This window comes from Clostridium simiarum, from assembly GCF_018919175.1.
Classification (GTDB): Bacteria; Bacillota; Clostridia; order Clostridiales; family Clostridiaceae; genus Clostridium_L; species Clostridium_L simiarum.
Genome location: NZ_JAHLQL010000004.1, coordinates 324,840 through 338,563, shown reverse-complemented (window position 1 = coordinate 338,563; position 13,724 = coordinate 324,840). Strand labels below are relative to the sequence as shown.

At 32.7% G+C, this 13,724-nt stretch carries 10 protein-coding genes and 1 pseudogene; all 11 read right to left on the bottom strand.

The features are described from left to right. Window positions 1-18: 18 nt before the first annotated feature. Window positions 19-171, bottom strand: a complete 153-nt coding sequence (locus KQI89_RS13040; protein ID WP_216457433.1) for a hypothetical protein — start codon at window positions 169-171, stop codon at window positions 19-21. Between the two features lie 451 nt (window positions 172-622). After that, a pseudogene (locus tag KQI89_RS13035) lies at window positions 623-1,552 on the bottom strand (P1 family peptidase). Window positions 1,553-1,950: 398 nt separating this feature from the next. Further along, window positions 1,951-3,114, bottom strand: coding sequence for an alpha/beta fold hydrolase (locus KQI89_RS13030; RefSeq protein ID WP_216457432.1), 1,164 nt, complete (start codon window positions 3,112-3,114; stop codon window positions 1,951-1,953). A gap of 176 nt (window positions 3,115-3,290) precedes the next feature. Next, window positions 3,291-4,061, bottom strand: a complete 771-nt coding sequence (locus KQI89_RS13025) for a helix-turn-helix domain-containing protein (protein ID WP_216457431.1) — start codon at window positions 4,059-4,061, stop codon at window positions 3,291-3,293. A 118-nt stretch (window positions 4,062-4,179) separates the two neighbouring features. After that, complete coding sequence (locus KQI89_RS13020) at window positions 4,180-5,184, bottom strand: ABC transporter ATP-binding protein (protein ID WP_216457430.1); 1,005 nt, start codon at window positions 5,182-5,184, stop codon at window positions 4,180-4,182. Between the two features lie 3 nt (window positions 5,185-5,187). Continuing rightward, window positions 5,188-6,165, bottom strand: a complete 978-nt coding sequence (locus KQI89_RS13015; RefSeq protein WP_216457429.1) for an ABC transporter ATP-binding protein — start codon at window positions 6,163-6,165, stop codon at window positions 5,188-5,190. 14 nt (window positions 6,166-6,179) lie between these two features. Further along, window positions 6,180-7,064: an oligopeptide ABC transporter permease gene (opp4C, locus tag KQI89_RS13010; protein WP_042439508.1), complete on the bottom strand. Its 885-nt coding sequence runs from the start codon at window positions 7,062-7,064 to the stop codon at window positions 6,180-6,182. Between the two features lie 19 nt (window positions 7,065-7,083). After that, window positions 7,084-8,049, bottom strand: a complete 966-nt coding sequence (locus KQI89_RS13005) for an ABC transporter permease (RefSeq protein WP_216457428.1) — start codon at window positions 8,047-8,049, stop codon at window positions 7,084-7,086. 195 nt (window positions 8,050-8,244) lie between these two features. Then, window positions 8,245-9,927, bottom strand: a complete 1,683-nt coding sequence (locus KQI89_RS13000; protein ID WP_216457427.1) for a peptide-binding protein — start codon at window positions 9,925-9,927, stop codon at window positions 8,245-8,247. A 775-nt stretch (window positions 9,928-10,702) separates the two neighbouring features. Next, window positions 10,703-12,625 carry a magnesium chelatase subunit D family protein gene (locus KQI89_RS18060; protein ID WP_216457426.1) on the bottom strand — a complete coding sequence of 641 codons (1,923 nt, stop codon included), beginning with the start codon at window positions 12,623-12,625 and terminating at the stop codon, window positions 10,703-10,705. Between the two features lie 18 nt (window positions 12,626-12,643). After that, window positions 12,644-13,684: a magnesium chelatase ATPase subunit I gene (locus KQI89_RS12990; RefSeq protein ID WP_216457425.1), complete on the bottom strand. Its 1,041-nt coding sequence runs from the start codon at window positions 13,682-13,684 to the stop codon at window positions 12,644-12,646. Window positions 13,685-13,724 lie beyond the last annotated feature (40 nt).

Genomic DNA, 13,724 nt, shown 5'->3' with positions numbered 1-13,724 from the left:
ATAAGGAAAATGTCATCTTTATTTCAATTTACTTATATATCTTCTTCTATCAATAATATCAATTAATATATAGGAAATACAACAAATGCCATCATTCAAATTATAAATTTTCTCATCCTCTTTATCCATAATTTCATCATTATCAAATCTATTATATTTTTCATCCTTCATAGATGGTATTTCTTAGATTAAGAGCTACCAAATATCTTCAATGTATTTGTTATATTAAGTTAATTATCATAAAAATAATTTTTATTTTATTGATACTTTGTCCAAAGAAATATAACTCTTTCACAGCAATCACCCAGCATTCACACGGCAATTATCTTTAAGTGTTTTAACCATACACTATTATCTATCGCTGGCCGTCGCAGTACTCAAACTTATTGGCGGTGACATTCTGCTCGAATAGATTGCCAGAAAATGCTTCTTATCTTCCTTACAGGTTTGTTTTGTGGAAAAGCCTTACTCTCACTAGATTTTCTCTATACGGTTCAAGAAAAAAAAACACTTCTCCTTCCTCCTGATTCCGAAAAATTAATAGACCTGTTGAGTTTACTCAACAGGTCAAAAATAACATTCTGTATTTACAACGTACAACTTGACTTTTGATGAAATTTTATCAGGTACAATTTGAGACCATTCTTGATTGTGCCGCCAGCGCTCCCCGAATAATAGCCTTTTCCAGTACCACAGCAGCAGCTGTGCCTATCACCGTAATAGCAGCGTCACCTTTGTAGTATTCAGTATCTGAACCTGTTGCAAGACAAAAGATCGTGTCCCCATCCCATTGCGAATGAATTGGAGAAATAGCCCGCGCCATTCCGTCCTGGGCAAGTGTTGCCACCCGGCTGGCTTCTGCTTTGGTGAGTTGTGCTGTTGTAGCAACTACAGCGATTGTGGTATTCATTTCGCTAAACAGCGGCGACGGTACTCCCTCCAACATTACTCTTGTCTGATTAACAAATTCTCCATCCGGACGCAGAGCTCCGACAACAATATGACCATGATTCCACACATCTCCAAGTGGGTTGACTATGGCTAGAGCCGCAACCACGGGACCTCCAGGAATGTGAATAGATGCCGTACCCTGTCCACCTTTCATCGGCTCTCCGTAGAATTTTCCTATAGTTGCCCCTGCGCCAGCACCAACGTTGCCTTCTGCTACAGGACCCTTATTTGCAGCCTGACAGGCAGTATAGCCCAGAGCTGCATCAGGTGGGTTTGATCCCTTGGCATAAAGGAGATCGAAGATGACAGCTGCAGGTACAAGAGGCACTTCTTAGATTCGCTGTTCATAAAGCCAGCGCATTACACCACTTGCTGCTGACAGCCCGTACCTGCTACCACCGGTGAGTAGAACAGCCTGTACTAGTTCCTCTCTGGTTCCGGGACGGATACTATCGGTCTCCATAGTGCCGGGGTTTCCACCAACTACTGATACACCAGGAACTGCTCCTTTCGGACATATAATCACTGTGCATCCAGTACGTCCGCTTTCGTCCTCTGCAGTTCCAACCAGAATTCCGGGAACATCCGTGAGCCCACCCATCATTTTTTTACAATTACCATACTCTTCATTTTTCAATTATTTTACCCCCTATCTGATTCATAAACGTAAAAATCAGGTAGTGCGCTAGCGAATATTTTACCTTATATCTTTTTTCTTCCCATAACCATAATATTTTGTTCATGTCAAAGTGTTCATATAGATATGGAATTTTGCATATTGAAGAAACTTTTTGATTGAACAGTTTTGTTGGTATGTACATGATCTTTTTCACTAAGTATTTATTCATCATCTATATAAAATGGGCAATTTCACGTATTTATCTATAATTTCTCTCAAAAGTACACTTTAGCATAGCTAAAAATATTTCATTAGTAGAAATTCACTCCTCATCCATATAAATATGTCAAATCCAGCCCCCCCCCTTGTGCTTAATGCTATTAACATTTGATTTGTTCTATCCAATTAATCATAGTATCTAAAGTAAGCTTTGTGTTTCCCATATTGCAGTGATTACAAGCACTTTCTTTTTCAGTAAAAAGTCTAAAAGTTAAGGATCTTACATTACTTAAACAATCTAACTCATCCTTAAAAATTTTATAATTAATAAAATGATCCTTATTTGCTCCTATAATCAATACATCTTGATCAATTAAATGTCCAACATCTTCTATTTGAAATTCATTTAACTTTACTGCATATTCATAAGGAGATTTTGCATTATAAGCATACATACCATGCTTTATTCCCCAATCTACTGTAGCATTACTTTTAGCCCCTAATTTGAACATTAAATTAATTATAGGTGCTCCATGAAGCTTCATTAATAACTTTACTAATTTTTGCTCAAAAGAAGGCATAGTGCTTAATATAACAGAAAAGAAATTTGGAAAAATAGACCATGCTATAACCCTTTTAATCCTCTTTTCATAAGCTGCTGCTCTAGGTGCTAACATTCCTCCCAGTGATGCACCTATAATAGTAACCTCATTTAGTTTAAAATAATCAATAACTACAGTTACTGGTTTTTCCCACTTATAAGTAAAATGTTTTCCTTGAATTCGCATAACATCACCTTGACCCGGCCCTTCAAAAAGATATACATCAAAGCCATTTTCAGCAAAATAAAGCATTGCAAAAAATAACTCCTCCATATAAGAATCATTTCCACCATGAAGTAAAATGGTATCTTTCCTTTTACCAACAGCTTTTGTACACAATACTGGTAATTTTATATCTTCATAAGGCACTTCATATTTAATTACAGTCCTATCTTCAAAATATTCTTTATAATATTCATAAAACATATCTGCAGCTAATTTATAATATTTTACTTTATCTGGATCATGGTCATACATGAAAAATTCGCTCATTCTATAATAGGCAATAGCTTCTTTTATTCTTCCTTCATTTTTAGCTTTATCACCTATTCCTATTAATTCTTTTTTCCATGTGGCACTGTCTTTTATTCTATGAGAAATTTCTTTTAAATCCTCTAAATTGCCTTCATTCCACATTATTATACGATTTAATTGAAAATTAAAATTAGGTTCTTCATTTAAAGAATATAATCCTTTTTCAAAAGTAATTTTATCCTTCTTCATTTTATCCTCTCCTCTATTATAACCTTTAAAGGCATAGCCCTTATTTATTTGGCTATGCCTTCATTATAATTAGGAATAGAACATAAAACTTCTAAATAATAGCTAAGTTTTAAATACTTTAGTTATTATTAATTGATTCTTAGATTCAAATGGAACTTAATTTGTTTTTTTGACTTTTATATTTGTACAACTTTTACATATTTTCTAAATTCATTTGCTGATATTCCAAACATATTTTTATTAGTAGTAGCAAAATGAGAAGGGCTATGAAAACCTGCCCTTACAGAAGCTTCTGTAATATTTTCTCCTGCTAAGATATATTCATATGTCTTTGCTATCTTCATAATGACTAAAAAACTACTTAAAGATATCTTCGTTTCTTCCTTAAATAAATGAGAAAGTCTGCTCTTAGATAAAAACACCCTCTCAGCCACTTCCTCTATAATACCTTCTGTAATTTCTTCCCTCTCTTGAAGCAAAAGCAATACTTTTTTAATTCTTTCATCTGTAATATAAGGTTTTTTTGTATCCAACTTACAAGCTTTTAATATTCTTTCATAAGTATTACAATACTTATTTTCTATTGAATTACCTTCTGTTTTATTTACCATATTTTCATTCCAAATTTTTTTAATTTCTTGTACGACATTTAAGGTCAGAATATGATAAAACTTCCCCTTTAAATACTTTTCTTCTATCTCCTTAGCTATATCTGTAGTTTCATCAAATAAATATACTAAAACATCATTTCCATTATTTTCAATAGTATGAAATACATTAGAAGAAATAATAATTCCACTGCAATTAATTTCTTCATCTTTAACAAAACACTTCATTTCTCCACCTAAGCTAATTAACAAATGCTTTGCCCAATGCTTGTGTTTCTCCGGTTCATTATAATCAGCTACCAAAAGTACATGATCCATGGAATAAAAAATTTCTGTCATAAATTCACCCCAATTTGACATAGATTTGTGAAATTTTTTCATCAATACTCCATAAGGATTTTCTATTTAATTCTTATTACATAATGTAAAAATAGATTTAAATAATGAATTAAATTCACTAAATGCTATTATAATTATGGCAAGCCACTAAGTGATTTGTTGAAACCTCTATAAGTTCTGGTATTTCTTCCCTACACCTATCCGTTGCATATTTGCATCTAGTGTTAAACTTACAACCTGAAGGGATTTTTCCTGCACTTGGTATACTTCCTGTCAGTAAAATCCTTTTATTCTCTTGAAGTGGATGACTGATGGGCATTGAAGATATTAATGCCTTTGTATAAGGGTGAAGAGGATGATCATAGATTTCCGCAGAAGGGCCCTTCTCTACTATCACTCCTAAATACATTACACATATTTCATCACAAAAATATCTTACAACACTTAAATTATGAGATATAAATAAGTAGGTTAAAGAAAGGTCCTCTTTTAGATCTAACATTAAATTTAAAATCTGTGATTGAATTGACACATCTAAAGCTGCTGTAGGCTCATCACAAACAATAAATTGTGGACTTAAAGATATTGCTCTTGCAATACCAATCCTTTGTCTTTGTCCTCCACTAAATTCATGGGGATATCTATTTAAGCAAGTTTTATCCATTCCACAAAGATTTAAAAGCATTTCGCACCTTCCCTTTATTTCTGCCTTACTCCCCATCTTATATTTTACCATTCCTTCAGAAACAATTGCTTCTATGGTCTTCCTTGGATTTAATGATGAGTATGGATCTTGAAATATTAACTGCATATCTTTTCTTATCTCATTCATTCTTTTATTAGGTATATAACTATTTTTCTCTACATTAAATATAGTTTTATCATTAAACTTAACACTTCCCCCCGTAGGTTCTATCAAGTTTAATATTGTTTTGGCCACCGTTGATTTACCGCAGCCTGATTCCCCAACTAAGCCCATTATTTTAGTTTTATGTATTTTAAAGGACACCCCATCCACTGATTTTACATAAGATTTATTATTAAAAAAAAGTCTACTTTTTAATGGAAAGTATTTTTTTAAATCTTTTACTTCTAATAAAATATCTTTATTATTTTCCTGCATCAGCTATAGTCCCTCCCCTTTACCATCATTAAATAACCAACAACAAACCTTATGGTCATCTTTTAATTCTTTTGTACACGGTTCTTTTTCTCTACATATATCCATAACCTGTGAACATCTGGATGCATAAGGGCAACCTTCGATATTTTCATATAGACTTGGTACGTTTCCACTAATAGTATTAAACCTTCCATTAAAATTATCAGGCATTGAGTTAATTAATCCCTTAGAATATGGATGCATAGGGTTATCGAAAAACTCTAATACAGTACATTCCTCTAATATTTTTCCTCTGTACATTACAACAACTCTTTGAGCAAGTTCTGCTATAATTCCTAAATCATGAGTAATAAACATAATTGAAGTTTCACTTCTCTTATTAATATCCTTTAGTAGTGATAATATTTCCCCTTGGGTTGTAACATCAAGGGCAGTGGTTGGCTCATCAGCAATAATAATCTTAGGATTATTTACAATCGCCATAGCTATCATAATTCTTTGGCGCATGCCCCCACTTAGTTGGAAGGGATATTTATTAATAACCTCTTCAGGGCTTGCAATATTTAGCTGTTCTAAAATCTTAATAATTTCTTTTTTATTGTCCTTTTTTGGATCTTCACTATGTATTTTATAAACTTCATTTATTTGTTTATAAACCGTAAATACAGGATTTAAAGATGTCATTGGTTCTTGAAAGATCATAGAAATTTTACTTCCTCTAATCTTACACATTTCTTTATCCTTAAGCTTAAGAATATCCCTATCTTCATAAATAATCTCCCCTGACTCAATCTTTCCATGAGGACCTTCAATTAGATTCATAACGGATAAAGATGTAACACTCTTTCCACTTCCTGACTCTCCAACAATCCCTAGGACCTCACCCTTTTTAAGAGAAAAACTAATATTATCTACTGCATTAACCTTTCCAAACATAGTTTTAAAACTTACTTTTAAATTTTTTATTTGTAATATGTCCATGGAATCCTCCTTTACTACGCCTTAATCTTTGGGTCTAAGGCATCTCTAAGTCCATCGCCTACAAAGTTAATGGATAATACTATCAATATTACCATAACCCCTGCTGGAATCCACAGCCACCATTCATTCTGTAAAACTGCCATATTCTGTGCTGAAACAAGCATATTTCCCCAACTAGGCTGTGGTAGTTTTACTCCCATTCCCAAAAAACTTAAGGAAGCTTCTGTTAAAATGCCATTTGCAATGGAAAGGGTAGCTGCCACTAGTATGGGAGACATAACATTAGGTAATAAATGCTTAAATATTATTTCTATCCTATTTAAGCCTAGTAACCTAGCAGCCATTATATACTCTTCTTCTTTTAAAGATAATATCTCAGCTCGAACAATTCTTGCAATGTTTGGCCACATTAAAATTCCAATGATAAATATTAAATTATAGACACTTGGACCTACAATTGCAGCTATGGATATTGCAATAACAAAGAATGGAAAGCACATTATAATATCAATAATTCTCATAATTATTTTATCTATAATTCCTCCATAAAACCCTGCAATTGCTCCTAAGGTAACTCCAATTACAAGCTGAACTACCATGGATGTAACTCCAACTAATATTGATATCCTTCCACCATATAATAATCTGGTAAATACATCTCTTCCTACCTCATCTGTTCCTAGTATATGCTCAGTATTAGGTGCAGAACGTATATTATATAAATCCGTTGCACTTATATCATATTTAGTTAAGAAAGGAGCTAAAATAGAAATTAGTATTAGGGTTATAATTATAATAAGACCCATTAGTGCTAACTTATTACTCATAAATTTCTTCATTGATATATTGTTTAAAGAATTTAAGTTTTTTAGCCTATCTTCATCTTTTTTAAGAAACATTTATTTTTTCTCCTTTCAATTATTCTACTACTCTTATTCTTGGATCTACCACAGCATATAAAATGTCTGCAAGTAGGTTAGATAAAACTATAATTACAGCTAATAGCATAGTTATCCCCATAATTAAGGGATAATCTCTATTTAGTATAGCTTCATAATTTAACATCCCAATGCCTGGCCATACAAAAACCGTTTCTGTAATTAATGCTCCAGAAAACATAGTAGGAATTTGCATACATATAACAGTTACAATAGATATTAATGAATTTCTAAGTCCATGGGTCCAGATAGTTTTGTTTCTTCTTAACCCCTTTGCCCTTGCTGTTCTTATATAATCTTTGCTCATAACCTCTAGCATAGATGATCTTGTGTATCTAAGTAAGGAGGCTGCTTGAGTTATTGACAGTACTATAACAGGCATAATCATATGTTTTGCCACATCCATAATTTTTTCAATCCCCATATAGTTTTCTCCCAATGTAATCATTCCAGAGGCTGGAAGAAAATCTAAATCAAAAGCTAGCCATTTTACCAGTAATAATCCTAGAAAAAATGTTGGTACAGAAACTCCAACAAAGGATACAAAGGTGAAGCCATAATCTAGAATAGATTTAGACTTAGATGCAGATAAAACTCCAATGAGTATTGCAATAAAAGTACTTATAACCAAAGAAATAACTGAAATTAAAAGTGTATTTCCAAGACGTGATACAATGATATTAAAAACAGGGGTTTTATAATTAATAGAATATCCAAAGTCTCCAGTAATAGCTCTCCCTGCCCATTTAGCGTATTTAACTGGAATAGGATCATAATATCCTAACTTTTCTAGCTTTTGTTCAATTACTTCTGGAGAAACCGATGGATCAATCATTGTTGAATATGGATTTCCAGGTTGCATATGAACCAATGTAAAAACAATTATAGAAACCCCAAATAGAACAGTTATAGCAGTTCCAATTCTTTTTAGCATAAACTTCAACATAAGTATTTTCTCCTTTTTATCTATAAGCATTTTAAAGGGGCTACATCAAAAATATTAGCCTATGTTTTATCCTAATGTTAAAGTGACCTTAAATACTATTGATTCAATTACAATAATATAATGGCTATTTCAACATGGTTTAAAACACACTCCACTTTGAGGCATCCCCTTAAATCATATTTTATTATAACTTAATTATTCTATAACCCAGTTGTGTACGTTGTTAAAGTTATTAAAAGTAGATGGCTCATAACCTTTTAATTTTCCATTGTACATCATTTCATTTGTTTGTAAGAATAGATATACTTGAGCCACATCTTTATTTAAAATTTTACCAATTTCTTCATAGTAACCTTGACGTTCTTCCTGATTTAAAGTACTAAGACCTTTTTCAATTAATTGGTCAACTTTATCATTTTTATAAGATACTATGTTATATCCTTGAACCCCCTTCTTATCTGTAGCCGCACTTGAATGCCAGAAAGGTTTTGGATCTGGATCTAGAGATAAAGTATTACCCATCATATATAAATCAAATTCATGATTTGAAACAACCTCTTCCATTAATGTAGAAAATTCCATAGTTAATATCTCTATTTCTACACCAATTTGTTTTAAGCTTTCTTGGATAATAACAGCACTTTGCTCTCTTGTTTTAGATCCTACAGGACACTTTAATGTAAGATGCATTTTTTCTCCAGTTTCATTTTCAACAACACCATCATTGTTTCTATCTTCCCAACCTGCTTCTTTTAATAAGTTTTTAGCAGTATCTATATTGAAAGCATAATCATTTATATCAGAAGCTTTAGGATATCCCCAAAGTGTTGGAAGCATTGGAGCATTTACAACTTCTCCTCTACCTTCTAACAATTTATCAACCATTAAACTTCTATTTATAGCATACATAAAGGCTTGTCTTACTCTTACATCTTGGAATATAGGTAGTCTTAAATTTATACCCATATATTGAAACATGAAATCCGAGAACTCTACACTCTTAAGTCCTTCTGTATTTAATGCTTTAATATCACTTTTTCTCATATCCTTCACGCCAGCAATATCAATATTACCACTTTTTAACTCAGCTTGAATTGTATCTGGATTTACAACTTTAAATATTAATTTAGAAGTCTTAGGTTTACCTTCAAAGAAATCCTCTGCTGCTTCAAATTCTACATATTGACCTGATTCAAACTTAGTTACTTTATATGGTCCACATCCTATAGGAGCATTAAGAGCTTTTGTTTCTTTCTCCCAATTTTCAATAGGAATTTGTGACCAAATATGTTTAGGAATGATTCCTAAGGTACTTAGATTTGTTAGTGCTGGTGCATAAGTTTCTTCAAACTCAATGGTAATAGTTGTATCATCCTTAACCTTAATACCTTCTATTGAGTCTGATTTTCCCTCATGATAAGCTTTAGCACCCTTAATTTTTTCAACGTCATCATAGTTCTTACCAGTGTATTTCCCGTTAGCCATTGATTGTAAAGTAAAGGCCATATCTTCTGCTGTAACAGGTTTTCCATCATGCCATTTTGCCTTAGATTTTAATTTGAAAGTTATTATTTTTTGATCTTCAGAAATTGAATACTCCTCTGCTAAATAATTTTTTAGACCACCTTTATCATCAACTTGCATTAAAGATGCATACACCACACTATTAACATTTGCATCATATCTAGTGCTAGATATTAAAGGATTAAATACTCCCGTAGGTGCAGTATCTAATGCATAAACAATTTTATCTTTAGCTGTGCTTTGTTTTTGTGCTCCACTTGAGCTTTCATCTGAATTACCTTTAGCAGCACACCCAACCAGCATGGTTAAACTCAAAACTGATGCTGTAATGACACTAACTATTTTTTTCTTCATAATTTATTCTCCTTTATCTCTATGTATTTTTATATCATACATGTGTTTTTTAAAACATATATGTGGTAATTATAAAAACGTTTTCATTTGTTGAAAAGTGTATTATAATAAGTTTCTATGTAACTTTAAAGGACTAAAAACCTCTCTTAGTCTACCATGAAACAAAATATTCAACAATATTACACAGAACATATTTTATTTTTCTATGAATACTACTGGATTTATTGTTTTTATTAATAGATTCTTTTCTTCCAATAGCTCTTTAGGAATGGTGTCACCTGTAAAAGTCTTACTCAGTAACAAATCACCTTTGTATTTCTCATTAGCTTGTATCAAGATGTACATTACTTGTCTAGAGCGATCACCGCAGGTGCAAACTGCAAAAGTATAATGCTTATTAGCATTAGTAATTATGAAATTTTATATAAACTTCAAAACTATTTTAAGAGGTGCCCACGCATAAATAGGAAATAAATTACAATCACTAACTTCCAGTAAGAATTAAATATGCATTTTCATGTTTTTACAATGCTGTTTAGAAAAAGTAAAAAAGCCGCCTGTTAAGGCGGTGAGTTTTTCATGGTCTACATTCTCTTTTAAAAGGCCAATTTTGCCTAGGACTTCCTGTGTTAGCTTATTTATGGCTAACAGATAGATATTCATTCTTAAAAATACTCATTATGACTATATTATGCCAAGTTCCGGCACCATAGAATACTCTCAATCACCAACCTAAATAACTCTTCCTCAGCAATTAATTAACTAGAATTGAAATTTAGACATATTGTCTTACAGCACCTACAATTTCTCTTTCCTCCAATTCTTCTAGCTTATAATATTTAGCATTCATAGTTTTTGCAATCTCTTTAGCAAGTCCAAGCTTTACAAAATCCTGCTCTGTATCTATAACTATTGATTGTATACCTTCTTTCGAAATTATATTTGCCATATTAATAGCCTCCTGAAAAGCATCCTCGCCCCTTATGGAGGAGTTAGCTTTTCCATCTGATACAAGCACTATTACAGGCACCATATCCCTATCCTTTTCTTTGGCTGCTTTTAAAATTTCATATCCTTTAGAAAGTCCTGCTGCTAGTGGGGTTTTTCCTCCTGTTGGAAGTGTCTTAAGACTCTTTTGTGCAAGTTCTACACTCCTAGTAATCCCAAGTAAAACCTCTGCCTCCTTTTTTCTAAAAGCTATCATACCTACCTTGTCTCTTTTTTCATATGCGTCTGTAAGAAGAGAAACCACCGCTCCCTTAACTGCGGTCATTCTTTTTTTAGCTCCCATAGAACCACTAGCATCCACAATAAATAATATGGTACTTCCTGTTCTTTTTTCTCTCACCTTTTCTCTAAAATCACTTTTATCTATAGCAACAGCAAGGCCATTTTTTTCTCTTAACTTCTGATATGGAGCAGCTGCTCTAAGAGTGGCATCAAAAGCTATATCTCTTATCTTCTCCCTAGGAAATGAATATCTTACATATCTTCCCTGAATTAAATCTGTTTTAGTTCTGCTTCTTTTTCCACTACCCTTACGTTTTTTTCTGTCCATAGGCTGAATATTTAAAGATTTTGCTGTAAATATTCTCCCTATATCATCTATAACCTCTTTTTCTTCATTATTGTTATAATTTTTATTTTCCTCTTCTTTTTTATCCTCTAAATTATTATCTAAACTTTCTTCCTCTTTATTATGTTCTTCCTTATGAGGTTCCTCCTGAGATTCATAAGAAGGCTCCTCATGATCTTCTGTAGAATCATTATTTCCCTCTGAACTCTCTTCCCTATTTTCTTCTTCTGGCTCCTGTTCACTTTCCTCTGGTTCCTCCATTCTAGATGGAAGTTCTCTCATTCTATGAGGAAGTGCTAATTCTGCTGCCTCCTTAATATCACTAATTGTTATGTTTTTTCTGTTTTCAAAAGCTGCTATAGCCTTGGCAGTTTCAATTATTACAAGCTCTGCCCTGTGCCCAGCACAATTTGCTTCCTGAACAATTTCTGCTGTAAGCTTCATTATGCTATCTGAAACTTCAACCTTCAAAAGATATTCCTTAGCCTTTGAAATTTTCTTTAAAAGATTATCTGACTCATCTTTCCATACACTTATGTATCCTATTGGATTTTCTTCATATTTTAATCTTCTTTTTATTATTTCCTTTCTTTCTATTATATCTTTGCTTCCCTTAACCTCTAAATATAATCCAAACCTATCTAAAAACTGTGATCTTAAACTTCCTTCCTCTGGATTCATAGTTCCAACTAAAACAAAACGTGAATCATGCTGAAAGGATATGCCTTCCCTTTCCACATGATTTACTCCAGAGGCAGATACTTCAAGAAGGCAATTAACAATATGTTCACTTAAAAGATTAACTTCATCTACATATAAAATGTTTCCGTTAGCCTCCTTTAATATTCCTGGTTCAAAGCTCCTTTCCCCCTGGGTAAGTGCCTTTTCCATATCAATGCTTCCAATTAATCTATCTTCTGTTACATTTAAAGGTAAGTCAATAACCTCCATATCATTCATCAACTTAGCCAATCCTCTTACAAGGGTAGATTTTGCTGTGCCTTTTTCTCCGCTTATTAGAACTCCCCCTATAGATGGATTAATTACATTAAGTATAAGAGCTTTTTTAACTTTTTCCTGTGATATAACCGCTACAAAAGGATATACACAATTTCTTTTCACCTAAAAAACACTCCTTCCTTATGCCTTTACTATTTCATTAATTATTTCCTCAACCTTTGAAAAGTCCATAACTCCCTCTTCAAATGGTTTTTTTCTCATTCTATGTGGAAGTGTAAGTTCTGCTGCTTCTATCATGTCTTTACTATCTACTTCATATCTGCCATTAAAAGCGGCTATAGTCATTGCAGTTTTAATCATACTTATATCTGCTCTATGACCATCTACATCCATTTCTATACTTATTGTTGCAGCCATTTGTAGTACTTTATCATCAAAAGTTACTTCTTTAAGAATCTCCTTAGCCTTTGAAATTTTATCTCTTAGTTTTTCCTGCTCTTCCTCATAGCTTGACATAAAGACTTCATTATCCTTTTCATATTGAAGTCTTCTTTTTATTACCTGAACTCTTTTTTCTGTATCTCTCTCTCCTATTACATCAACTACCATACCAAATCTATCTAAAAGCTGTGGTCTTAAATCCCCTTCCTCTGGATTCATGGTACCTACAAGAATAAATTTAGATGGATGTGAAAAGGATACCCCTTCTCTTTCTATGGTATTTATACCCATGGCAGCAGAGTCTAATAGCACGTCCACTACATGGTCATCAAGAAGATTTACCTCGTCTACATAAAGGATATTTCTATTTGCCTCCGCTAAGATTCCTGGTTCAAATTTCTTTTCTCCATTTTTAATTGCATGTTCAATATCTAAAGTACCTACCACTCTATCCTCTGTAGCACTCACTGGCAAATCTATTACTTTCATTTTTCCCTTTATCCTATTTAATTCATCATTCTTTACTAATTTTTCACTACATTTTGTGCATAAACTGCTTTTGTCCTCAGGATCACAGGCAAAAGTACATCCTTCAACCTGAGGTCTTTCTGGTAAAAGCTGAGCTAATGCACGAACTGCTGTTGATTTAGCTGTGCCTTTTTCACCTCTAATTAAAACTCCTCCAAGAGATGGATTTATAACATTAAGTATTAATGCCCTTTTCATATTTTCCTGTCCAACAATGGCTGTAAATGGATAAACCTTTTTTGTATTTTTCATTTTATAAAACTCCCTTCAAATATAGGTATTTTTACTCAGT

Excerpts from the sequence above, each read along its gene's own strand:
- KQI89_RS13015 (WP_216457429.1), bottom strand. The coding sequence starts at position 6,165 with ATGGACATATTACAAATAAAAAATTTAAAAGTAAGTTTTAAAACTATG.
- opp4C (WP_042439508.1), bottom strand. The coding sequence starts at position 7,064 with ATGTTTCTTAAAAAAGATGAAGATAGGCTAAAAAACTTAAATTCTTTA.
- KQI89_RS13000 (WP_216457427.1), bottom strand. The coding sequence starts at position 9,927 with ATGAAGAAAAAAATAGTTAGTGTCATTACAGCATCAGTTTTGAGTTTA.
- KQI89_RS12990 (WP_216457425.1), bottom strand. The coding sequence starts at position 13,684 with ATGAAAAATACAAAAAAGGTTTATCCATTTACAGCCATTGTTGGACAG.
- KQI89_RS13030 (WP_216457432.1), bottom strand. The coding sequence starts at position 3,114 with ATGAAGAAGGATAAAATTACTTTTGAAAAAGGATTATATTCTTTAAAT.
- KQI89_RS13005 (WP_216457428.1), bottom strand. The coding sequence starts at position 8,049 with ATGTTGAAGTTTATGCTAAAAAGAATTGGAACTGCTATAACTGTTCTA.
- KQI89_RS13020 (WP_216457430.1), bottom strand. The coding sequence starts at position 5,184 with ATGCAGGAAAATAATAAAGATATTTTATTAGAAGTAAAAGATTTAAAA.
- KQI89_RS13025 (WP_216457431.1), bottom strand. The coding sequence starts at position 4,061 with ATGACAGAAATTTTTTATTCCATGGATCATGTACTTTTGGTAGCTGAT.
- KQI89_RS13040 (WP_216457433.1), bottom strand. The coding sequence starts at position 171 with ATGAAGGATGAAAAATATAATAGATTTGATAATGATGAAATTATGGAT.